The organism is Ruegeria sp. Ofav3-42 (genome assembly GCF_022347725.1).
Classification (GTDB): domain Bacteria; phylum Pseudomonadota; class Alphaproteobacteria; order Rhodobacterales; family Rhodobacteraceae; genus Ruegeria.
Genome location: NZ_JAKRGB010000011.1, coordinates 74,109 through 97,090, shown reverse-complemented (window position 1 = coordinate 97,090; position 22,982 = coordinate 74,109). Strand labels below are relative to the sequence as shown.

At 57.9% G+C, this 22,982-nt stretch carries 22 protein-coding genes; 8 read left to right on the top strand and 14 right to left on the bottom strand.

Features of this window, described 5'->3' with window-relative positions; genetic code table 11:
* Positions 1-61 precede the first annotated feature (61 nt).
* From MHN28_RS16455 to pgk, 6 genes are all read right to left on the bottom strand, one after another.
* Positions 62-1,363: a pyruvate dehydrogenase complex dihydrolipoamide acetyltransferase gene (locus MHN28_RS16455; RefSeq protein ID WP_239343665.1), complete on the bottom strand. Its 1,302-nt coding sequence runs from the start codon at positions 1,361-1,363 to the stop codon at positions 62-64.
* A 14-nt stretch (positions 1,364-1,377) separates the two neighbouring features.
* Entirely contained in the window at positions 1,378-2,751 is a 1,374-nt protein-coding gene (locus tag MHN28_RS16450; protein WP_239343664.1) for a pyruvate dehydrogenase complex E1 component subunit beta, read from the bottom strand.
* A gap of 15 nt (positions 2,752-2,766) precedes the next feature.
* The gene (gene pdhA / locus MHN28_RS16445; protein ID WP_239343663.1) at positions 2,767-3,756 is read right to left on the bottom strand and encodes a pyruvate dehydrogenase (acetyl-transferring) E1 component subunit alpha; all 990 of its coding nucleotides are present in this window, start codon (positions 3,754-3,756) and stop codon (positions 2,767-2,769) included.
* A gap of 159 nt (positions 3,757-3,915) precedes the next feature.
* The gene (locus MHN28_RS16440) at positions 3,916-4,215 is read right to left on the bottom strand and encodes a septum formation initiator family protein (RefSeq protein ID WP_239343662.1); all 300 of its coding nucleotides are present in this window, start codon (positions 4,213-4,215) and stop codon (positions 3,916-3,918) included.
* Positions 4,216-4,380: 165 nt separating this feature from the next.
* Entirely contained in the window at positions 4,381-4,725 is a 345-nt protein-coding gene (locus tag MHN28_RS16435; RefSeq protein ID WP_239343661.1) for a lysozyme inhibitor LprI family protein, read from the bottom strand.
* 59 nt (positions 4,726-4,784) lie between these two features.
* The gene (gene pgk, locus MHN28_RS16430; protein ID WP_239343768.1) at positions 4,785-5,975 is read right to left on the bottom strand and encodes a phosphoglycerate kinase; all 1,191 of its coding nucleotides are present in this window, start codon (positions 5,973-5,975) and stop codon (positions 4,785-4,787) included.
* 136 nt (positions 5,976-6,111) lie between these two features.
* On the opposite strand from pgk, the gene MHN28_RS16425 reads away from it, so the two are divergent.
* The gene (locus MHN28_RS16425) at positions 6,112-6,618 is read left to right on the top strand and encodes a peptidylprolyl isomerase (RefSeq protein WP_239343660.1); all 507 of its coding nucleotides are present in this window, start codon (positions 6,112-6,114) and stop codon (positions 6,616-6,618) included.
* Positions 6,611-7,159 carry a peptidylprolyl isomerase gene (locus tag MHN28_RS16420; protein WP_239343659.1) on the top strand — a complete coding sequence of 183 codons (549 nt, stop codon included), beginning with the start codon at positions 6,611-6,613 and terminating at the stop codon, positions 7,157-7,159. The genes MHN28_RS16425 and MHN28_RS16420 overlap by 8 nt, the downstream gene beginning before the upstream one ends.
* A gap of 42 nt (positions 7,160-7,201) precedes the next feature.
* Here MHN28_RS16420 and MHN28_RS16415 read toward each other — a convergent pair whose 3' ends face one another.
* Together MHN28_RS16415 and aqpZ are read right to left on the bottom strand one after the other, a co-directional pair.
* A complete protein-coding gene (locus MHN28_RS16415) occupies positions 7,202-8,011 on the bottom strand; it encodes a methyltransferase domain-containing protein (RefSeq protein WP_239343658.1) in 810 nt (269 codons plus the stop codon).
* A gap of 159 nt (positions 8,012-8,170) precedes the next feature.
* The gene (gene aqpZ / locus MHN28_RS16410) at positions 8,171-8,860 is read right to left on the bottom strand and encodes an aquaporin Z (protein WP_239343657.1); all 690 of its coding nucleotides are present in this window, start codon (positions 8,858-8,860) and stop codon (positions 8,171-8,173) included.
* A gap of 319 nt (positions 8,861-9,179) precedes the next feature.
* On the opposite strand from aqpZ, the gene MHN28_RS16405 reads away from it, so the two are divergent.
* Complete coding sequence (locus MHN28_RS16405) at positions 9,180-9,971, top strand: hypothetical protein (RefSeq protein ID WP_239343656.1); 792 nt, start codon at positions 9,180-9,182, stop codon at positions 9,969-9,971.
* A 61-nt stretch (positions 9,972-10,032) separates the two neighbouring features.
* On the opposite strand, the gene MHN28_RS16400 is transcribed toward MHN28_RS16405, so the two are convergent.
* From MHN28_RS16400 to MHN28_RS16380, 5 genes are all read right to left on the bottom strand, one after another.
* Positions 10,033-10,842 (bottom strand): zinc-dependent peptidase, encoded by an 810-nt coding sequence (locus tag MHN28_RS16400; protein ID WP_239343655.1) that lies wholly within the window; start codon positions 10,840-10,842, stop codon positions 10,033-10,035.
* A gap of 117 nt (positions 10,843-10,959) precedes the next feature.
* Entirely contained in the window at positions 10,960-11,460 is a 501-nt protein-coding gene (locus MHN28_RS16395) for a polymer-forming cytoskeletal protein (protein ID WP_239343654.1), read from the bottom strand.
* The gene (locus MHN28_RS16390; RefSeq protein WP_239343653.1) at positions 11,450-12,775 is read right to left on the bottom strand and encodes a M23 family metallopeptidase; all 1,326 of its coding nucleotides are present in this window, start codon (positions 12,773-12,775) and stop codon (positions 11,450-11,452) included. The genes MHN28_RS16395 and MHN28_RS16390 overlap by 11 nt, the downstream gene beginning before the upstream one ends.
* A 179-nt stretch (positions 12,776-12,954) precedes the next feature.
* The gene (locus MHN28_RS16385; RefSeq protein WP_239343767.1) at positions 12,955-13,770 is read right to left on the bottom strand and encodes a ferritin-like domain-containing protein; all 816 of its coding nucleotides are present in this window, start codon (positions 13,768-13,770) and stop codon (positions 12,955-12,957) included.
* 85 nt (positions 13,771-13,855) lie between these two features.
* The gene (locus MHN28_RS16380; protein WP_239343652.1) at positions 13,856-14,317 is read right to left on the bottom strand and encodes a peroxiredoxin; all 462 of its coding nucleotides are present in this window, start codon (positions 14,315-14,317) and stop codon (positions 13,856-13,858) included.
* A 68-nt stretch (positions 14,318-14,385) separates the two neighbouring features.
* Between MHN28_RS16380 and MHN28_RS16375 the strand changes: the two genes are divergently transcribed.
* The 4 genes from MHN28_RS16375 (at position 14,386) to MHN28_RS16360 (ending at position 20,935) form a co-directional block, all read left to right on the top strand.
* Positions 14,386-17,772 carry a DUF3971 domain-containing protein gene (locus MHN28_RS16375; protein WP_239343651.1) on the top strand — a complete coding sequence of 1,129 codons (3,387 nt, stop codon included), beginning with the start codon at positions 14,386-14,388 and terminating at the stop codon, positions 17,770-17,772.
* A 43-nt stretch (positions 17,773-17,815) separates the two neighbouring features.
* Positions 17,816-18,862, top strand: coding sequence for a tRNA preQ1(34) S-adenosylmethionine ribosyltransferase-isomerase QueA (gene queA, locus MHN28_RS16370; RefSeq protein WP_239343766.1), 1,047 nt, complete (start codon positions 17,816-17,818; stop codon positions 18,860-18,862).
* 112 nt (positions 18,863-18,974) lie between these two features.
* Positions 18,975-20,246, top strand: a complete 1,272-nt coding sequence (locus MHN28_RS16365) for an MFS transporter (protein ID WP_239343650.1) — start codon at positions 18,975-18,977, stop codon at positions 20,244-20,246.
* A 110-nt stretch (positions 20,247-20,356) separates the two neighbouring features.
* Positions 20,357-20,935: a DUF924 family protein gene (locus MHN28_RS16360; RefSeq protein WP_239343649.1), complete on the top strand. Its 579-nt coding sequence runs from the start codon at positions 20,357-20,359 to the stop codon at positions 20,933-20,935.
* On the opposite strand, the gene MHN28_RS16355 is transcribed toward MHN28_RS16360, so the two are convergent.
* Positions 20,932-21,366, bottom strand: coding sequence for a hypothetical protein (locus MHN28_RS16355; protein ID WP_239343648.1), 435 nt, complete (start codon positions 21,364-21,366; stop codon positions 20,932-20,934). The genes MHN28_RS16360 and MHN28_RS16355 overlap by 4 nt on opposite strands.
* 216 nt (positions 21,367-21,582) lie before the next feature.
* Here MHN28_RS16355 and lpdA point away from each other — a divergent pair, with 216 nt between their 5' ends.
* Positions 21,583-22,977 (top strand): dihydrolipoyl dehydrogenase, encoded by a 1,395-nt coding sequence (gene lpdA, locus MHN28_RS16350; protein WP_239343647.1) that lies wholly within the window; start codon positions 21,583-21,585, stop codon positions 22,975-22,977.
* Positions 22,978-22,982 lie beyond the last annotated feature (5 nt).

Below are 22,982 nucleotides of genomic sequence, written 5' to 3'. Positions count from 1 at the left end.
AAACGAAAAAAGCCGCCTCATGAAAGTAAGGCGGCTTTTTTCGTGCTTAAATTGTGGGGCGTTAGGCCAGCATAACCATCGGGTTTTCCAGGTTTTCCACGATGGCTTTGAGCAATTCGGCACCCAATGCTCCGTCGATGACCCTGTGGTCAACAGACATGGTGACCGACATGACAGTCGCCACGGTCAGCTCTCCATCGTCGCCGACTACCGGCTTTTTGACGCCAGTACCGACCGCGAGGATGCCCGCATGCGGCGGGTTCACGATGGCGTCGAAGTTGTCGATGCCAAACATGCCCAGGTTCGAAACCGCAAACGTGCCGCCCTGATATTCATGTGGGGCCAGCTTGCGCTCGCGCGCGCGGGCGGCCAGATCCTTCATCTCAGTCGAGAGCGCTGACAGAGATTTGGTGTCGGCATCCTGCAGAACCGGTGTAAACAGGCCGCCTTCGATGGCGACAGCCACGGCGACATCAGAGGGTTTCAGTTGTAGAACCCGGTCACCGGCCCAAACCGCGTTACAGGCGGGAACCTGTTGCAGCGCGTTTGCCACGGCTTTGATAATAAAGTCGTTGACGCTCAACTTCACACCACGGCCTTCGAGTTGCTTGTTCAACTGACTGCGGAACTTGAGCAGTGCGTCCAGCTTGATATCGCGGCGCAGGTAGAAATGCGGGATGGTCTGCTTGGCCTCGGACAAACGCGCGGCAATGGTTTTGCGCATCCCATCCAGCTTGATCTCTTCGTACTCGCGACCCTCGTACATCCGGGCAACGGCATCCGCAGATGGACCAGCAGGCGCAGCGGCCGGTGCAGCAGCCGCAGCAACGGGTGCCGGTGCCGCAGCCGGAGCTGTGGCCGTTGCACCTTCGACATCGGCTTTGACAATCCGCCCATGTGGGCCAGAGCCAGTGATCTGCGCAAGATCCAGACCTTTCTGAGCCGCAATGCGGCGGGCCAGAGGGGAGGCAAAGATGCGACCGCCATCAGCCTTGGCAGGTGCAGCCGGGGCAGGGGCGGGCGCCTCGGACGCCGCTGGCGCGGCAGCCTCGTTACCCGCGGCGGCAGGTGCCGCCTCGGGAGCCTTGGCTGGCGTGTTCGCGATATCGTCAGCGCTTTCGCCGTCTTCCAACAGAACTGCGATGACGGTGTTGACCTTGACCCCCTCGGTGCCCTCGGGGATCAGGATTTTGCCAATCGTTCCTTCGTCGACAGCCTCGAACTCCATCGTGGCCTTATCGGTTTCAATTTCCGCCAGCAGGTCGCCGGAGGAGACGGTGTCACCCTCTTTGACCAGCCATTTGGCAAGCGTGCCTTCCTCCATGGTCGGTGAAAGGGCGGGCATCAGAATTTCTGTAGGCATCTGTCTGTCGCTCCTTACCGGTAGGTCACTTGCTTTACGGCGGCGATCACCTCTTCGGTGGTGATCAGGGCCAGTTTTTCCAGATTCGCGGCATAAGGCATCGGTACATCTTTGCCAGTGCAGTTAATGACCGGCGCGTCGAGATAGTCGAACGCTTCCTGCATCACCACGGATGAGATGTAGCCGCCGACCGAACCCTGCGGCCAGCCTTCTTCGACCGTGACCAGACGGTTGGTTTTCATCACCGAGTTGATGATCGCGCCGGTATCCATCGGACGGATGGTGCGCAGATCAATCACCTCGGCGCTGATACCTTCTTCGGCCAGTTTGTCAGCGGCCTCGAGCGCGTATTGCATACCGATACCAAAGCTGACGATAGTGACGTCCGAACCCTCACGCCAGATACGTGCTTTGCCCAGCGGGACCGTCAGGTCATCCACCTGCGGCATGTCAAAGCTGCGGCCATAGAGGATTTCGTTTTCCAGGAACACGACAGGGTTGGGGTCGCGGATGGCAGATTTCAACAGACCTTTGGCATCAGCGGCCGAATAGGGCATGACAACCTTTAGGCCGGGGACCTGCATGTACCACGCCGCATAGTCCTGCGAGTGCTGAGCGGCCACACGTGCAGCGGCGCCGTTGGGGCCGCGGAACACGATCGGACAACCCATCTGGCCGCCGGACATATATAGCGTCTTGGCGGCCGAGTTGATGATGTGGTCAATCGCCTGCATGGCGAAGTTGAAAGTCATGAATTCGACAATCGGTTTCAGACCGCCAAAGGCCGACCCCACAGCGATACCGGTGAAACCGTGCTCGGTGATCGGGGTGTCGATGACACGCTTGCTGCCGAACTCGTCCAGCATGCCCTGGCTGATTTTGTAGGCACCCTGATACTCGGCGACTTCTTCGCCCATCAGGTAGACATCTTCGTCGCTGCGCATTTCTTCGGCCATCGCATCGCGAAGCGCTTCGCGCACGGTCTGTTGGATCATCGGCGCATCTGCAGGCCAGTCCGGGGACAGGTCTACTTTGGGCGCAGCTGGAGCGGCTGCGGCAGGGGCGAGGGCCTCAACCGCCGCAGGGGCGGCCTCGGCCACCGCTGCGGCTGCGGGTGCAGCCGCCGGAATGGCGGAGGCGTCCTCGCCGTCTTCAACCAGCACCGCGATGGGGGTGTTCACCTTGACCCCTTCGGTGCCTTCCGCGATCAGGATCTTGCCGACGATACCTTCATCAACAGCTTCGAACTCCATTGTCGCCTTGTCGGTTTCGATCTCGGCCATGATGTCGCCGGACGATACGGTGTCGCCTTCCTTGACCAGCCATTTGGCCAGTGTGCCCTCTTCCATCGTGGGTGAAAGGGCGGGCATGAGAATTTCGGTTGCCATGTCTTAATCGTCCTCTCAGGCGTAAATGTCGGTCCAGAGCTCTTCGACGGAAGGCTCGGGGCTTTCTTTCGAGAATTCGGCGGCCTGGTTCACGATCTCTTTGATCTCTTTGTCGATCGCCTTCAGGTCATCCTCGGTCGCATGTTTGCCGGCCAGCAGCAGCTCGCGCACGTGTTCGATCGGGTCGCTTTGCTCACGGACCTTCTGAACTTCTTCGCGGGTGCGGTACTTGGCCGGGTCGGACATCGAGTGGCCGCGATAGCGGTAGGTCTTGATTTCCAGAATGTAAGGGCCCTTGCCCGCGCGGCAGTGGGCGACGGCCTTTTCACCGGCCTCCTTGACGGCCAGAACGTCCATTCCATTGACGATCTCACCCGGAATACCGAAAGCTTCGCCGCGGTGGTAGATGTCCTTGGTCGAGGTCGAGCGCGCCTGAGCGGTGCCCATTGCGTATTGGTTGTTCTCGATCACGAACACCACCGGCAGGTTCCAGATGGCGGCCATGTTGAAGGTCTCATAGACTTGGCCCTGGTTCGCGGCGCCGTCACCGAAATAGGTGAAGGTCACGCGGCCGTTTTCCTTGTACTTGTCAGCGAATGCCAGACCAGCGCCCAGCGGCACCTGAGCGCCGACGATGCCGTGACCGCCATAGAAATGCTTCTCTTTCGAGAACATATGCATCGAGCCGCCCTTACCCTTGGACAGGCCGCCAATGCGCCCGGTCAATTCGGCCATCACGCCGCCCGGGTCCATGCCGCAGGCCAGCATGTGACCGTGATCGCGGTAGGAGGTAATGCGTTTGTCGCCTTCTTCTGCCGCAGCCTCGAGGCCGACAACAACCGCTTCCTGACCAATGTAAAGGTGGCAGAAACCGCCAATTAGGCCCATACCGTACAATTGACCGGCCTTTTCCTCGAATCGGCGGATCAGCAGCATCTCACGGTAATATTCGGTAAGTTCTTCCGCAGAAACATTTGGTTTCTTTGTGGTTTTTCGCGCAGCCATAGTGGCGATCTCCCCCTCTCGGCAAGATAGTTTAGCGTTAAACTATCTCATAAAGCATTTGATGCACTCTGGCGAGGGGAAATGTGACGCAGCGTTCGGTCGTGCAGATTTCGACGCGATTCTGAGTGTTTGCCTGTTGTGACGGTCGTGAAGAAAGGGTCAGCGAATGACAATCTCATCCGAACGGATCATACCCAGCACGGAACGCGCCTGTTGATCCAATAGGTCGAGGTCCAGATAGGTATCGGACAAACGACGTGTGAGATTTTCCATCTCGGCGATCTCAGCGTCAAGCTTGGCCAAGTCGCGCGACAGGGCGTCCCGTTCCGCTGCAATCTCGACCCGTCGGAACAGGCCATAGTCGCCCTGCACAGCGGCGAAGGTGAAATAAACACCCAGCATAAAAGCCACCATGAAGAATACAACTGCGCCCAAACCGGGCCGATGGGAACGGGACACTCTGTTTACCGCCGTATGAAGTCTGCCTCAATAACGTGCCCTTTTTCGAGCATCTGCCAGCACTATGTCACAGGTGATTCGGCTTGTGAATCCCTCGATTCGCACTTTTTGCAGTTCGACGAAAAAATGTGATCTTCTGCGGGCAGTGACCGCACGGATATCGCATCAACGCCAAGCGGCCAGTTCCTGATTTCGTTTCAGTGTCTGTTCTTCCATGCAGGCCCAATAGAACATCTGCGCAGCACTGCCATCGCTGCGTAGCTCGGGGTCACAGGTTGCATCCCTGCGTTTCAACCAGGCGCGCTGTTCGTTCAACAAGGCCTGACCGTTACCGCGCGTATCCGCCGCTGGTTTGATCTCTTTCCAGAGGCGGTTCAGCTCATTATCTGCGATTTCCCATTTCTCTTTGGCACAGAAAGTGGCGTCGATCTGAGTTTGGCCAGCGCAATGGGTTTGTGCGCCAGAAACAGAGGGCAGAAGGATGACAGCAAGGGCGGCAATGGCTTTCATGGCTCATCTCCCGGTTTGCGGAAGAATACCATGAATGCCGATTGCCAGCCAGAAAGGGGTTATTGGTCCAGTGCGGCGACACCGGGCAGCGTTTTACCTTCCATCCACTCCAGGAATGCGCCACCAGCCGTCGAGATGTACGAAAAGTCCTTTGCGGCGCCCGATGCATTCAGCGCGGCCACCGTATCACCGCCACCCGCGACGGAGACCAATTGGCCGGATCGAGTTAGTTCCGCAGCCTTCAGCGCGGCTGCGTTGGTGGCGGCGTCAAACGGTTCGATCTCGAAAGCGCCCAGCGGGCCGTTCCAGATCAAAGTCTGGCTTTTCTCAAAAATTTCGATGATTGCCGCAACGGTTTCAGGGCCGGCGTCCAGGATCATGCTGTCTTCCGGGCACTGATCGGCGGGCAAAGTCTGGTTGGGCGCGTGAGCTTCGAACTTCTCGGCGACGACGACGTCGAGGGGCAGGATGATCTGGCATCCAGTTGTTTTGGCTTTGGACAGGATCTCGGCGGCTGTGTCTTTCATCGCCGTTTCCGCCAGTGACTTGCCAACGTTCACGCCCTGCGCGACGAGGAAGGTGTTCGCCATCCCGCCGCCGATGATCAGGTAATCCACCTTTTCGATCAGGTTGCTCAGCAGGTCCAACTTGGTCGAAACCTTTGCTCCGCCCACAACAGCTGTAACGGGGCGATTGGGCGAGCCAAGCGCGGTTTCCAGCGCGCTCAGCTCTTGCTGCATCAGGCGGCCAGCACAAGCGGGCAGCAGGCGAGCCAGCGCTTCGGTCGAGCTGTGCGCGCGGTGTGCGGCCGAGAATGCGTCGTTGCAGTAGACGTCGCCCATTTTTGCCATGCCCGCAGCCAGTTCAGGGCTGTTCTTGGTCTCTGCGGCGTGAAAGCGGGTGTTTTCCAGCAAAAGCACTTCGCCAGCGCCCAGGTTCGCCGCCGCCGTTTCCGCCTCGATCCCGACGCAGTCATCGCCAAAACGCACTTTGGTGCCAAAAGCTGCCTCAAGCGTCGGAACAAGCTGCTTTAGAGACAGGTTCTGGCGACGTTCACCGCCCGGACGTCCGAAATGGGCCAACAGGATTGGCTTGCCACCAGCGGCCAGAATGTCCTTTACGGTCGGTACGATGCGCTCGATGCGCGTGGCGTCTGTGACCACCCCGTCGACCACCGGCACGTTGATGTCCACGCGCACCAGCACGCGTTTGCCGTTCAGGTCCATGTCGTCCAGTGTTTTCCAGCCCATCGCGCAATCCTCGACAAAAGTGAAATCCATTTAGGCGGTTCTTTTCCTGCATTTTGCCCTCAGGTCAATGCGTCACTTGGCATTCACGCGTCCCGCGCATAGTTATTTGCGCAAGACCAAAAGACAGGAGGGCCTCATGGCCGAGATCAAGGATCCCGAAAACACTATCATCGTCGAGCTGAAAGGCGGCAACGTCGTCATCGAGCTGCTGCCCGATGTGGCTCCGCAGCACAGCGCGCGGATGAAGGAACTGGCCCGTGGCGGTGAGTATGACAACGTGGCCTTCCACCGTGTAATCGACGGCTTCATGGCACAGACTGGTGACGTGCAGCACGGCGACATGGAAGACGGTTTCAACCTGCGCATGGCAGGCACCGGTGGCTCGTCACTGCCGAACGTTCCGGCCGAGTTCTCGAAGCTGCCGCATGATCGCGGGACACTGGGTGCGGCGCGCTCGCAGAACCCGGATTCGGCCAACTCGCAGTTCTTCATCAACTTCAAGGACAACCATTTCCTGAATGGCCAGTACACCGTTTACGGTCGCGTCATTGACGGGATGGAACATGTGGACGCCATTACCCGTGGCGAGCCGCCTGCGAGCCCTGACCGCATGATCAGCGTCAAGGTGGCAGCCGATGTATAAATTGGCCGCCGCTTTTGTCTTGCTGGCCAGTCCTGCGCTGGCCACTGGCTTGCAGGTCGAGATCGAAGGTGAGGGGGCCAACGGCACTGTCACTATCGACCTGTTCGATGATCTGGCTCCGAAGCATGTCGAGCAAATCTCGGCTCTGGCCGCCGAAGGCAAATATGATGGCGTGGTGTTTCACCGCGTGATCGATGGCTTCATGGCACAGACCGGTGATGTGGAATATGGCCGTCTGGGCGGCGACATGCGCCGCGCCGGAACCGGGGGATCGGACCGTCCTGACCTGCCGGCCGAATTCTCGGATTACGAATTTGACCGGGGTGTGGTTGGTATGGCCCGGGCACAGGACCCCAACAGCGCCAACTCGCAATTCTTCATTATGTTTGAACCCGGCCCGTTCCTGAACGGAGAATACACGGTTGTCGGTCAGGTGACTGACGGCATGGATGTGGTCGACGCGATCAAACGCGGTGAAGGGCAAAACGGCGCCGTGATCGGCCAGCCGGACGTGATGAAAAAAGTCTCTGTGACCGAGTAAAACCTATCGCCGGCGCAGTTTTGTGCCGGCGATTATCTGCGGTTAAGCGCGATACTGCAGCTTCATTCCGGGCAGGTTGGTATCAGGGCAGGTGAAACTAGTCACGTCCAGATCGCGTGGCTCAAGCTGAAGCAGCATGCGATAAATTCCGCCGATCAGCCCCGTTTTGTCCCGTCCAGATGGATTGAAGACAAGGATCACCCCTTTGGATGCAATCCTCAGTAGTTCTTCAACGGCTTCAGACCAGTCGCTCATGGGGGCATATGCGTCGAGGGCCTGAAAGCAGAACACATAGTCAAACGAGTCGTCTTCAAACCCGTAGGGGCGCGATCTGCCGTCGAAATTTTGAATGTCGACCCCGATTTCCGCATGGATTTCGCGGTATGCGTTGCCGAGGCTTAAAGGTTGCTCGGGGTCAAAGTAATCCCGGGAAGTGACCGAGTGCCCATAATGCCGCATCGCCTCGACAACGCCACACCCTCCTGCCGAGGGGTCCAGCACGCTGACAGGTGCTGTGTCGGGTTGCAAAAGCTCGGGAGCGGCGATGGCCACACGCGCCAGATCGCGCAGGATATTATAACCGCGAAACTGGTATTTCAGGGGAATGCCCGATGAAATGCGCTCACTCACCGGAATTGCGTAGGGGCGCAGGAACTCCTCGGGAAGTGCAATGCCCTGTTCCGAAAGAAATCGCGAAAGGATGCGGGTTCTGCGCAACCAGACTGTGCGACGGCCCAAACGCAGGGCTTTGCCGTCCTCTTCGCTGATGGTGGATGCGAACGCGCTGTATGCCTCTTGCTCGACCTTTGAATAAGCACGGGCAAGCGCAAAATTACCGGGGAATTCCGTCATGGCGGGTGAAAGTTCCTGTTGCCGTTGCCACCCATGCATAGCCGCAACCGATTGTCGGTGAAAGTGGGGGAATGGCTCGGCAGGCGCTGATAGCGCTGGTTACTCCTGAAAACACCGGGCAGGGTCCAAGGTATGCCCCCGGACCCTGAAGAAACCTGATCAGTCGTCGGTCGTCATCGCCTTCCAGATCAGGGCACCGATGGCCCCACCGATCAAAGGCGCGACCCAGAACAGCCAGAGCTGTGCCAGCGCTGGCCCATCCGCAAACAGGGCCACACCAGTTGACCGCGCCGGGTTGACGGAGGTGTTCGTCACTGGGATAGAAATCAGGTGGATCAGTGTCAGGCCAAGACCGATGGCGATCGGCCCGAAGCCCGCCGGAGCACCTGCTGACGTCGCGCCCAGAATGATGATGATAAAGAAGGCGGTCATCACGATCTCGATCACCAAGGCCGACGTGAGTGAGTAGCCTTCGGGAGAAGCCTCTCCATACCCGTTTGACGCAAAGCTGCCGACTCCTTCGAATCCCGGCGCGCCACTGACAATCAAGTAAAGTACGGCTGCCGCTGCAATTGCGCCGATGACCTGAGCAACCCAATAGGGCAGCAAATCCTTGGCTGGAAATCTGCCGCCTATCATCAGCCCAAGGCTAACCGCAGGGTTGAAATGCCCGCCCGAGATATGCCCGACCGCGAAGGCCATTGTCAAAACGGTCAGGCCAAAGGCAAAGGAAACGCCCAGCCAGCCGATGCCCACATCGGCAACGCCTGCCGCCAGAACCGCACTGCCGCAACCGCCCAGCACCAGCCAGAACGTGCCGAAGAACTCGGCCATGAGTTTTGATGACATAAAAAAATCCTCCAGAAAACACTGATTTAAGGTTAATTCAAAAAATACAATTTGTGAAACACTTGAAAACGAGGGACATTTTTTCTGTTTAAGTTATTTCTTTTGGGTAACTGCCTCAGTGGTTGATTTGTGCCCCGGCCGTTTGGGTTTCGACCCGATCCCCTTCAATACTTGCCCTTCTCTTTGCTGACTGATTTCGAGAGGAACGCTGTCGGATATGCGTCACTTTGCTGAAAAGAAAAATACAATGCTTGGAGCCACGCTTTTCTTGAGATGGTGTGAGTTTGAAGAAATTTTTTGAGCTAGATTGGAATAAGAAATGACAAAACGGATTCAACTGACGCGTTGCGCGCCTCTCTGCGCTGTTCTGGGTCTTGCTGCACCGATCCCGGCCTATGCTCAGCAACAGGCAGAAAGCGCGGGCGTGGATTTCTATCTTGGGTTGGCGTTCCGCAGTGTCTTTATATTCCCGCAGTCTGAGGTCTCAACCGAAGACGTACGTAGGCAAATTGCTTTGAACTATTTCGCGCTGATGTCTAACGCTGATATCGTGCTGTCTCATGCGGATTCCGTTGACTATTTGCGAGTGGTCTCAAACAAATATTCGTTTTCCGTGACCAAAGAACCGGCGCGATATGATCTGGACCGTGACGGTGTCGTCACGCAATCCGAGCTTGAGGTCTTCTGGTCCAAAGACGCCTGGAAATCAGCCGCTCACGAATACAAGCAAGGTGCAACGTTCGAAGCGGCGACGGAACGGTTTAAGGATAAACTTGGACAACAAACGGCTTACATCCGGGATCTCATGGGGGCCCCGGAAACCGGGGAAATCGTGGTTGATGACCCGCAAGGCGGCTATACCGGAGCGGAGGAAACGGCACAGCCGAAACCGGTCCCGTATCTGGAGGAGTTTGACACAGACGGGGATGCAGTTTTGACCTTTGAGGAGTTCACCGAACTGCTTTGGGCGGCAGCCACCGCCGCGGATTCAGATGGGGACGGCCTCTATTCAGACGATGAAATCAATCTGGTGCGCGAACGCTTTATTCTTGCCAATGGAGCGCTGGATGGGAACGGGGTCCGCTCCGTCTCGAGCTGGAAAAAGCGATGAGGGTTCGCGCCGATTTCTTCAGGTGACGCGGCCTTTCTATGTGAGTGCTGAATTCGGTACCTCAATTCCAGCTGACCGGGTCCAGGCGGAAGAGTTTGGACAGTTGTGCATATACGTCCGGTGCTTCGGCCTTTAACGCGCGGGGCTTCTCAAAGAACACTTCGACCGAGACGGCAAAGAACTCTTCATGTCCCGTCGCGCCGTATGCATCGATGACGGTATGCCGCCCGCTTTCTACGGCGCGGACAAGGTCGTCATAGGCGGTCAGAAAGACGCGTTCCCATTCGGCAAAGCTTTGTCCGTCGCTCAGGATGGGTACGCCGTTCGTACCGCCGGACATATCGTCGACCTGATGGGCGAATTCATGCAAAACAACATTCTGCCCGTCATGGTCGTTCAGGGCACCCAGCTTACTGTGTGTCCACGACAGGATGACAGGCCCGCGGTCCCAGCTTTCGCCGGTTCGCACGATTTCCTTTTCACTGACCACGTATCCTTCCTGCCTGCGCTGCCGCGATTTGAAGGCGTTCGGGTAGATAAGGATGGTCGTAAGATGGTCGTACCAGAGGTCGCTGTTGACGATCAGCAGGCAAGCCTGCGCGGCGATGGCCAGCTCCATCTCTTCTGTGACTTCAAGCCCGTCGCAGCCATAGAAGCGCACCTGATTCAGAAACAGGTTCACTTTGCCGTCCAGCTTGACGCGCAGGTCCAGTGGCAGGCGGCGGATAAGCGGCACCTGCTGTTCGACGATCATGCGTTGATGCTCTGTAAGCGGCGTGGACAAAAGCTGTTGCCGCGCCTGTGATTTGGACCAATGGCGATACAGAAAGAAGCCAGCGATAAGCGCAAGCGCAATAAAGAAAAACAGCATGGGGCTCACTATAGGGACCCGCCCGGCGGTTGGAACCGGAAATCCCAATCAGCCTCGACAAATGAAAAACGCCGCAGGCTTCCCCGCGGCGTTCGAAACTTTGGGTGGGTGTCAGCGTTACTGCTTGACTTCGGCCGCCGGATTCGCGCCCGACTTGCCGCTGCGGCCCGGGTTCAGAGGGTCGTCCTGACGCTGTACCGAACCTTCGAAATGCGCACCGCTTTCGATCGCGATTGTCTTGTGGATGATGTCGCCTTCGACGCGTGCGGTCGAGGTCAAACGGACTTTCAGACCACGTACGCGGCCAACGATACGGCCGTTGATCACGACGTCATCGGCGGTGACTTCGCCTTTGATGGTTGCGGTTTCGCCAATGGTCAGCAGATGGGCGCGGATGTCGCCTTCGACTGTGCCTTCAACCTGAATGTCGCCCGATGTCTTCAGGTTGCCCGTGATGTGCAGGTCCGAGGACAGAACCGATGCCGGTGGCTTGGGCTTGGGCGCGGTGCTGGCCTTGTTTTCTGCCGGTGCAGGGGCCGCCGGTGTCGCCGGTGCAGCGGGTTTTGCCGCCTCAGGGGCAGTGGACGCGGGCTCGTTGATTTTGCTCTTAGAAAACATTTCTCGCAGCCTTGATGTAAGTCATTGGGTTAACAGGTTTTCCGTTCACGCGAACTTCATAGTGCAGGTGCGTGCCGGTCGACCGTCCGGTGCTACCCATATCAGCAATATGATCCCCGCGCGAGACCCTTTGACCAACCTTCACACGTATCTTCGTGTTATGGGCATAAAGTGTCTCAATTCCGAACGCGTGCTTGATTTTTACCAACCGTCCGAACCCGGACTGCCAGCCGGCGTGAGCGACCACACCGTCGGCGGTGGCAAAAATGTCGGTGCCATGGGCACCTGCGAAATCAGCGCCGTTATGCATGCGACGACCACCTGTCTTGGGGTCGCGGCGCGTCCCGAAACCGCTCGTGAATCGCACGACGGAATTAACAGGGCTTGCAAACGGCGCTTTCTCTGCTGCAATTCGATACAGATTCAGCTGATCCATTTGCTGCAGCAGAGTATTCGCGCGGATCTCGTCGGGGGTCAGTTCCTCACCGCGCGTGCTAAAAGAGATTGGGGTTAGGGGGCCGCCCATGCCGCTGTAGCCGCGGCGGACTTCTTCGATAATGCGGTCGGTGGGCATACCGGCCTGACGGAACATCTTGTCCAGCGGTTCCACCGAGATCACCATCGCTTCTTCAAGCTGACGGAAGATTTCGTCGCTGCGTTCCTGCATCAGCCGGATTTCCAGCTCAAGGTCGTCGCGCTGCTCCAGCGCGTTCTTGGCATTTGCCGCGATCTGATCCCGTTCCTCGGCGGTGCGGGACAAGGCCTCGGTCATAAAGTTCATCTGCTCGGGATTGGCAACGGCGGCCATGTACATGTCGCCTTCGCCAGCTTCCTGCTGCAGCGTGACCAATTCTGTCCGGGCTTCTTCGCGCTGTTTCATGGTGGCGCGCAGTGTGGTCTGGATGACTTCGATCCCGGTCTCAAGCTCACGGCGGCGGTTTTCCGATGCCAGCAATTCTGACTGCATGGCCGAAATCTGCTCAAGCGCTGCGTTAAACCGGTCCTGAGCTGCCAGAGCCTCTTGCGCGCGCATATCCCGTTCTGCAGACATGATATTCAGGCGTTCCTGATAGGTCGCCTGATCGCGTTTTGCCTGTTCTCGGAAATTCCCCGAGCCGATGCTGTCCATCAGCAGAATGGCTGTCGCTACTGCCGTCCAGGCGACGAACAGCCCGACACCGGCAACGGCCACGATCTGCGTTTCCGAGCTGAGCCGGATGAATCGCGTATCGTTGTCTGATTTCAGAAATACACGGCGTTCAGGAAAATGCCGCTCAAGCAGTGAGTGTAGTTTGATTGCCAGACGTGTTCGCACGCGTCTTACCTCTCCATCCCCAAAGATCGGGCCGGTCGTGAGTGATAGCCGTCCCTTGGGCGAAGTGCATAGATGGAGAGGGGGCTTTGGGCAAGTTTGTTAACCAGCCGACCCTGCGTTAGCGGATTTTACCGCCAATTCTAGGCGGGAAATTGCCGATAACGTCAACTTGCGCAGGTTTATTGCGCTTGTCCGGGCGGAGGCAGGTCTTCGGTGAGAGGCCAGTAGAAATCCGGCGGCAGCCCTGCTTCGGCGCGCTTTTCCTCATTGAATGGGGGCTTGAGGACGCCGTGGAAGTAACGGCGCACAAGTTCGTGGAACACGTCTTTGGGGTCGGCGTTTTCGCGCCCGCAAAGGAAATGGAACCATTTGGACCCGTAGGCCACATGGCCAACTTCTTCGGCATAGATGACCTCAAGCGCGGCAATCGCCTGTTCTTCTTTGGCCTTGCGGAAGATGTCGATCATGCCGGGTGTCACGTCCAGCCCGCGCGCCTCAAGCACCATAGGGACAACGGCCAGTCGGCCCATCAAGTCCTCTGTCGTGTCCTCGGCTGCGCGCCACATGCCGGCATGCGCGGGCAGGGCACCATAATGGCTGCCCATCTGTTCCAGACAATCGCAGACCATTTCGAAATGCCGCGATTCTTCTTCGGCGCATTTGACCCAGTCGTCGTAAAAACCAATCGGCATCGGTACGTGGCCAAAGCGTGCGATGATGTCCCAATGCAGGTCCACGGCGTTCAGTTCGATATGCGCAACCGCGTGCAGTAGGGCGATCCGCCCTGCCTCGGTTCCCGGGCGGCGTTTTGGCACGTCGCGCGGTGACAGCAATTCGGGCTCGTCTGGGCGGGCAGGGTTTAGCGGCGGAGACGCCGTTCCGACCTCAATCGCGGGCGCGTCGCCTTTTCGCGATGCAAACCAGGCGGCGGCATGCCGCTTGGACAGGGCGGTCTTTTCCCGGCCGTCCGCTGTTGTCAGGACTTCGGTCGCCATCTGGGTCAGTGTTTTGGACACCGCGTTGTCTCCGCTGATCTGGGTTGGCGGCTCTTAAACCGGATGGCGACCGTGGTCGAGAGGGCTAAAGTGCGCGCACGGCCTCAAGCACCTCATCCACATGGCCGGGGACTTTGACCTTGCGCCAGACCCTGGCGATCTTGCCGTCGCTGTCGATAAGGAAGGTCGAGCGCTGAATGCCCATCGATTTCTTGCCGTACATGTTCTTTTCGACCCAGACGCCGTAATCGTCGCAAACCGTTGACCCTTCGTCCGACAGCAGCGGCGTTGTCAGGTTGTGCTTGGCAACAAATTTGTCGTGCTTGGCAACACTGTCCCGCGAGATGCCGAAAACTTGAGCGCCCGCGTCGGCAAAGGCCTGAAGTTGTTCCGAGAAACCGATGGATTCCTTGGTGCAGCCCGGCGTATCATCACGGGGATAGAAAAACAGCACGACGGTGCCGCCGCGCAGGTCCGAAAGGGTAACCTCGCCGCCTCCGTCGCGGGGTAATGTGAAATCAGGGGCGATGTCTGTAACGTCGGGCATTGGAAACTCCGCTAAAGGATTTTAAGTGCTGCCCGGCATAATAGGGCGACGCGAGCGGGTTGAAAGACGTGGATAAAAATTTGGTTCAGCACGAAGACGCAAGTGCCGACCGGCCACAAAAGCCTGTGCGCCGCCGGTCACGTCGCCGTATTGCCGCGCGTTGGGCCATCGTAACCGCGTTGTTCCTGTGTCTTCTGGCCGGTGCCGGTTGGTTTTTTCTGATCGGCAAACAGTTGCATGCGCCCGAATGGGTGCGGGAAAGGGTCGAAGCGCGCCTTGAGCAGAGCCTTGGGGGCCTGAAATTCACGTTCGGGGATGCCAGCTTTATCGTCAACGAGAACTGGCGCCCGCGAATCCGGTTGACGGACGTGACGATCAGCGATGCCGCTGGTCGACAGATCGCTCAAGTATCCGAATTGCGGACCCGGTTGTCGATGCGCGGCCTGTTGCGCGGTCAGATACGGCCCCGGCGGATTGTTTTGCTCGGCGCGCAAATCGCACTGACCCGAGGGGAGGACGGTGCGCTGTCGCTGACCGTGGGGTCGGGAAGCACTCCGGTCCAAAAGGCGCCGACGCTGGCTCAGCTCATCGAGGAATCCGACGATGTGTTCCTGTCGCCGATCCTGTCGGGATTGCGGTCAGTCGATCTGGAATCCCTGACACTGGATTATCAGGACCTGCGCCTGGGGCGGGCCTGGGTATTTGACGGAGGTCATATCTCGATCACTCGAGAGGGCGATGAAATGCGTCTCGCCACCGGGTTCTCGGTTCTGACCGGGCGCGATTACGCCAGTACGATCGAGGCAAATTATACCAGCGTACTTGGTACCCCTCAGGCCACGTTTGGCGTTTCGATCACTGATTTGCCATCCGAGGATATCGCCGGTCAAAGTCTGGCGCTGTCCTGGCTGCAGGTGCTGAAAGCACCGATTTCAGGCGCGCTGAGGGGCAGTGTCGACGGTCAGGCCGCACTGGGTCCACTTTTTGCGACGCTGAACCTGGGTGAAGGCGTGCTGCAACCCACTCCGGAAACGCCACCCATTCGCTTTGACTCGGCCCGGGCCTATTTCACCTATGACCCTGCGCGGCAGGTTCTGGACTTCAATGAGGCTTCGGTTGTCTCCGACCTTGGCGCGGTGCAGGCCGAGGGCAAAGCGTTTCTGAACGGTATTGAGAATGGCGTTCTGGAGAGTCTTACGTCTCAGCTGACATTGAACAGTATCGACATCTACCCGGGCGGCCTGTTTCCGGAATCGCTTGAAACGGCGCGGGCGGATCTGGATTTTCAGATGAAACTGGCACCGTTTGAGTTGCGGTTGGGTCAGATGACTATCAAGGACACCCACCACGAACTTCACGCTACGGGAAAACTGATCGGTCAGCCCGACGGCTGGGTGGCGGAACTGGATGCGCAACTGGACAAAATGGGGTCGGAAAACCTGTTGAGGTATTGGCCCGAGCGGCTGGCACCGAACCCCAGGAAATGGGTGTCCGAAAACCTGTTCAAAGGTCAGTTTTCGGATGTCGAATTCGCGCTCCGGGTAAGACCCGGCAGCAAGCCGGATCTCTATCTCGGCCTTGGGTTCGAGCAGGCCGAAATCAGATTTGCAAAAACCCTTCCACCGATTGAAAACACGCAGGGGCGTCTCAGCCTTTTGAAAGACCGTTTCACCGTCACTGCAGAAAGTGGCGTCGTTATCGCCGATCAAGGTGGTCAGGTGGATGCGTCCGGAACTTCTTTCATTATTCCCGACACGACAGCTAAGGGGGCAACGCCCGCAGTTGCACGGATCAAGGCGCAGGGAAGCGTGGAGGCGGCATTGTCACTGCTGGACCGCCCCCCCCTAAGCCTGATGACCAAGGCCAATTTGCCGGTTGATCTGGCGGCAGGTGAAGTGAACCTTTCCGGCACCCTGTCGCTGCCTTTGAAAAAGGGGCTGAAATTCGAGGATACCGAGTTCCACTACACCGGTGATATCGATGATGTTCAAAGTGACAAGCTGGTTCCCGGCTATTCTGTCAGCGCGGATCAGCTCAACCTGTCCGGAAATCAAACCGAAGTGAAAATCGACGGCTCCGGGCTGTTTGGGCAGGTCCCGATGCAGGCGGCGTGGCGTCAGCCAATCGGTGGAGCCGGGCCGCAACGCAGTGAGCTGACTGGCCAGATCGAACTGTCTCCGCTGTTGATGGCCGAACTGAAAGTTCCGTTGCCCTCGGGCATGCTGACCGGAAAGGGCACGGCGGATATCACGGTGGGTATCGGCGCGGATGAGCCTGTCAAATTGTCCGCGACGTCGAATCTGGCCGGGGTCGGTCTTGCGATCCCGGAGCTTGGTTGGCGAAAGGGGACAGGCACGACCGGCACGATGGCCTTGGACGCGACGCTGGGCAAACAGCCCAGAGTGGATAATCTGACATTGGACGTGGCCGGTTTACGCAGCACGGCAACAATCTCGTTCAAAGACGGCGGTCAGTTCGACCGGATGCGGTTCAGCTCGTTCGACCTGGGCAACTGGCTCGCGGTTCCGGCAGAACTGATCAACACCGGTGGCCCTGTTCCCAATATCGTCGTTCAGGGCGGTGTCATGAATCTGGGTCGCGCAACCTTTGGGTCAGGGGGCGGCGGAGGTGGTGGTTCTGGCCCCGGTCCAAGGATCGATGTCCTGCTGGATCGGCTTCAAGTGACCGAAGATGTGTCCCTCACCGGGTTCAGAGGTGTTTTCCAAACCACCGGGGGCGTCAACGGAACGTTCTCGGCGCAGGTGAACGGCGGTGCTTCGGTCAGCGGTCAGGTGTCGCCACGTGGCGGGCGCAGCGCGGTCGACATAAAGTCGAACGATGCGGGTGCCGTATTGCGGTCGGCTGGCGTGATCACGCAGGCGCGGGGTGGAGGGCTGGATATGAAGCTCGAACCGGTGAACGCGCCGGGGAACTACGACGTGATCCTGAAGATCGTGAACACGCGCATAACCGATGCCCCCGCGATGGCCGCGCTGCTTGATGCCATCAGCGTTGTTGGTTTGCTGGATGAAATGACCGGGCAGGGGATCTTTTTCTCGACGATCGAAAGCCGTATGCGGATCACGCCGACCGAGATCAAGGTTCTCAGCGGCAGCGCCGTCGGTCCGTCGATGGGGCTGTCCTTTGATGGAACGATAGATACGGTTGCCGGTATGCTGAACCTGCGCGGTGCGATTTCTCCGATCTATCTGGTGAACGCGATCGGAAGTGTGTTCACCAAAAAGGGCGAGGGCGTCATCGGCTTTAACTACAGCCTGACTGGGCCGCTGACAAAGCCGAGAGTGTCGGTAAACCCGCTTTCGGGACTTGCGCCTCTGTTCTTGCGAAACCTGATGCGTGCACCAGCGCCAACCGTATCGGACGGACCCAATGCGCAGCCGACAAAACCGGATGAGCCGAAAAAGACCTATGGCTCACCTCCCAAAGACCATTGAATGGGCTGTTGCTGAATCCGGTACGTCCTTGTATGGCGCGGCCATGAAACTCAGCGACTTTGATTTCCACCTGCCCGAAGACCTGATCGCCACGCGCCCTGCCAACCCGCGCTCATCCGCGCGCCTTCTGGTGGCCGAAGGTGACGCGATTTCGGACGCGCATGTGTTTGATCTGCCCGACTGGCTGCGTCCCGGCGACCGTCTGGTGCTGAACGACACGCGCGTCATCCCTGCGCGCCTGAACGGTCGGCGCCATCGGGACAGCGCACAGGGGCCGGTTTCTGCAGCCATCGAGGCAACATTGCTGGATCCACAGGCCGATGGCACGTGGGCTGCGCTCATTAAGCCGCTGAAAAAGGTGAAATTGGGCGAGGACATTCAGTTTTCGGATCAACTGAGCGCGTCTCTGGAGCGTGTCGATGATGGTCAGGCATATTTGAGGTTCAACCTGTCTGGCGACGACTTTGATGCCGCACTTGAACAGGCCGGGGCAATGCCTTTGCCACCGTACATCGCCGCTAAACGACCGGCGGATGAGCAGGACAAAACGGATTATCAGACGATCTGGGCGCGGAATTCGGGCGCGGTTGCGGCGCCGACGGCGTCGCTTCACTTTGACGAAGCGCTGGTGCAGGCGCTGGGCGCGCGTGGTGTCGAAATCAGCCACGTTACGCTACATGTGGGCGCGGGCACATTCCTGCCGGTCAAGGTCGAGGACGTGACCACGCACAAAATGCACGCTGAATGGGGACGGGTCAGCACTACCGCCGTTCAGGAAATTCGCGCGACCAAAGCCGCCGGCGGACGGGTCATCCCGGTGGGCACCACAGCCCTGCGACTGATTGAAAGCGCGGCGCGCTCTGGTGAGATCGTACCTTGGGAAGGTGACACCGATATCTTCATCTATCCCGGCTTTCAGTTCCACGTGACCGATGCGCTGATGACCAATTTCCACTTGCCGAAATCCACTTTGCTGATGCTGGTCTCGGCCCTGATGGGGCAGGAGCGTATGCGTCAGGTCTATGCGCATGCCATTGAACAGAAATTCCGGTTCTTCTCTTATGGGGATGCGTCGCTTTTGATCCCGTAAGGGACGTGTTGTCGGGATCGAATCTTTCCAATGTCGTAGACAAGCATGACCAAAGCCGTTTTTGATTGCAGAACGGCGTCATAGTCTAGGTCGGAAATTTTCGGAGGCCCCAATGATTCAGGTCCTTTCCAGCGCGTGGGCGCTTTTGCTTGGTATGGGCCTGTTGATGGTCGGCAACGGCCTGCAAGGGACGGTTCTGGGTGTCCGTGGCGAGATCGAGGGCTTTTCGACCCTACAGATGTCCTTTGTGATGTCGGCCTATTTCATGGGTTTTTTAGGCGGCTCGCGCCTTGCGCCTGAAATGATCCGGCGTGTTGGGCATGTGCGGGTCTTTGCGGCGCTGGCGTCATTCATTTCCGCCGTCATGATCCTCTACCCGCTGATGACGGACCCAATTGTCTGGATTTTAGGCCGTGTCGTTATCGGCTTCTGCTTTTCCGGTGTTTATGTGACTGCGGAAAGCTGGCTGAACAACGCCGCCAGCAACGAAAACCGCGGTCAGGCGCTGTCACTTTATATGATCTTCCAGATGACGGGCATTATCAGCGCTCAGGGGCTGGTTTTGCTGGGTGACCCGGCCGGGTTCGATACCTTCGTCATAGCATCCATATTGGTTTCGGTGTCTTTTGCACCAATCCTTTTGTCCATCTCGCCGACGCCTGCGTTTGACACGACGAAACCGATGACCCTGCGCGAGTTGTTCGGGTATTCGCCGCTGGGCTGCGTCGGTATGTTCCTGCTGGGCGGCGTTTTCTCGGCTCAGTTTGGCATGGCGTCGGTTTATGGCGCCCGTGCGGGCCTGACGCTGGTCGAGATTTCGACCTTTGTTGCAGCTTTCTATATCGGTGCTTTGGTTCTGCAATACCCGCTGGGCTGGATGTCGGATCGGATGGATCGCCGTTTCCTGATTATGCTTGTTGCTGGTGTCGGGGCGTGCGCGGCCTTTGTGGGCATGGTATTCGGCGTGACATTCCCGCTGCTGCTGGTGTCGGCCTTCGTGATTGGCGGAATGTCGAACCCGCTTTATTCCTTGCTGATCGCCCATGCGAACGACTTTCTGGATCATGAGGACATGGCTGCCGCCTCAGGCGGGCTGTTGTTTATCAATGGTATGGGTGCGATCGCGGGTCCGCTGATTACCGGTTGGCTCATGGGGGACGCTATTTTCGGCCCCCCCGGCTTTTTCCTGTTCATTGCGGCGCTGCTTGCGACGATGGCCGTTTACGCTCTGTACCGAACGACACAGCGGGCTGCGATCCCGATCGACGAAACAGGAACCATGTCTCCGGTCTATCCAACGGCGTCTCCGGTTGCGGTCGAAGTCGCGCAAGAAGTGGCCATCGAAGCCGCCGAGGCCGAGCAGGAAACGCAAGATGTTGCCTAGGACACAAGTTTATGTCGCAAGTGTTGCAATATTTTACTGTAACAACTCTGTAAAACGTTCTTAAATGACCTTACGTCCCCTGGGGTGGGAAACACGACGGAGTTAAGGGCATGGTAGGTCCTGAAATTGTATTGAGTTATTGGTTAGACGAAGTTGGTCCGAAAGGTTGGTATCCGCAGAATGACGCCTTGGACGCTGAAATTCGCGAAAGGTTCTTGACCACTTGGGAAGCTGCAAATGAAGGCAAGTTTTCCCTTTGGTTGACATATCCCAGCGGAGCATTGGCTTACATCATCCTGATGGATCAGTTCCCACGCAACATGTTCCGCGGCAGCGCAAAGGCTTTTGCTTCAGATCGCGCGGCATTGTCGGTGGCGAAATGTGCAGTGGACAAGGGTTGGGATCTCAAGATCGACGAACCGGCCCGACAGTTCTTCTATCTGCCAATGATGCATTCGGAAAACCTGTGTGACCAGGAGCGCTGTGTGCGCCTGATGTGTCAGAATATGACCAACAGCGACGATGGTAATCTTTTGCACGCACGGGCACATCGCGAAGTGATCCGCAAGTTCGGTAGGTTCCCGTATCGCAATGACGCACTGTCACGGCCGATGACCGAGCACGAAGCCGCCTATGTCGACATGGGCGGATACGGCTCGACGGTACGCGAACTGCAGGCAGCCGGCTAAGACGTCGGCTCACAGCCTCGGATTGCAATGATCCGGTCGGCTATAATGTCGGCCGAATTTTCTATGGCAGCGTTTATCAATTGGTCTGGAGACTCGGTGATCTCTGAGATCCTTGTTTGAGTGGCTTGCAGGTTAGCTTCCAGCCCGTCCAATTTTGCCAAACTCTCTGAAATCTTCTGGGCGGTTACGCTGTTGGCGGCGGTTTCCCCAAGCTGAAGGGAAGACAGGTCGCTGCGCAGAGCCGTCAGTTCGCCTCTGACCCCCTGAACTTCTTCTTTCAAAGGCGCAACGATCTGAACCTTTTCGGCGAATGTGCCTGTGATGTCGCCGACTGTCGATGCCAGCTTCCACCCCAAAAACAGGCACAACGCGACCAGTATGAGTGTGGCGTTCAACAGAGCAAGCAGCAGATCTTTGAGCGTTTTGGCCATGGTAAGCCTTTCGAATGACTTGGGTTTCGCAAAGTCCGGGTAGCGCCGGCACCTATGTTCTAGCCATTCGATCACGCGCGGTATAGGCTGAATTCAGCGCACTCTGCGCCAGTTTACCCTGCGTCGCTTTTGTCGCGGGAGCAATATATTGATGCATTCGGGGAAATAGTTTAATGGTAAACTAATTTCTGAATCGACCTGCGCCGAGAGGGAAACATGGCAGCACAATCTTTTGATCTGATCGTAATCGGCGCCGGTCCGGGCGGCTATGTAGCTGCAATTCGCGCAGCCCAGCTTGGCCTGAAGACGGCCGTGGTCGAGCGTGAGCATCTGGGCGGCATCTGCCTGAACTGGGGGTGTATCCCGACCAAGGCCCTGCTGCGTTCGTCCGAAGTGTTCCATCTGATGGAGCGCGCCAAGGATTTTGGCCTGAGCGCCGACAAGGTCGGTTACGATCTGGATGCGGTCGTGAAACGTTCGCGCGGTGTTGCCGCGCAGCTGTCGGGTGGCATTGGTCATTTGTTGAAAAAGAACAAAGTGACCGTTGTCATGGGCGCGGCGACGATCCCTGCAAAAGGCAAAGTCACGGTCAAAACCGATAAAGGCACCGAGGAACTAACGGCCAAGAACATCGTTCTTGCCACCGGTGCGCGCGCGCGCGAACTGCCAGGGCTCGAGGCCGATGGCGATCTGGTCTGGACCTACAAGCATGCGCTGCAGCCGCCGCGGATGCCGAAAAAGCTGCTGGTCATCGGGTCTGGTGCGATCGGCATCGAATTTGCCAGCTTCTACAATACGTTGGGCGCGGACACGACCGTGGTCGAGGTGATGGATCGCGTACTGCCGGTTGAAGATGCCGAGATCAGTGCTTTGGCCAAGAAAGCCTTCACCAAGCAGGGCATGACTATCATGGAAAAAGCGATGGTCAAACAGCTGGACCGTGGCAAGGGTAAAGTTACCGCACATATCGAAGCGGGTGGCAAAACTGAAAAGCACGATTTTGATACCGTGATCTCGGCCGTTGGAATTGTGGGGAATGTCGAAAACCTCGGGCTCGAAGCTTTGGGCGTCAAAATCGACCGTACCCATGTAGTGACAGATGAGTTCTGCCGCACAGGCGTCGATGGTCTGTACGCTATCGGCGACATCGCCGGCGCACCCTGGTTGGCGCACAAGGCCAGCCACGAGGGCGTGATGGTCGCGGAATTGATCGCGGGCAAGCACGCCCATCCGGTTAAGCCTGAGAGCATCGCGGGATGCACCTATTGCCAGCCCCAAGTAGCATCGGTGGGCTATTCCGAGGCTAAGGCCAAGGAACTGGGCTACGACATCAAAGTTGGCCGGTTCCCGTTCATTGGCAACGGAAAAGCTATTGCATTGGGCGAGCCTGAGGGCCTGATCAAAACGGTCTTTGACGCAAAAACCGGCGAGTTGCTGGGCGCGCACATGATCGGCGCAGAAGTCACTGAATTGATTCAGGGTTATGTGGTCGGCCGACAGTTGGAAACCACGGAAGAAGACCTGATGAACACAGTCTTCCCGCATCCGACGCTGTCAGAGATGATGCATGAAAGTGTGCTGGACGCTTACGGGCGTGTGATTCACATGTAAGGGAA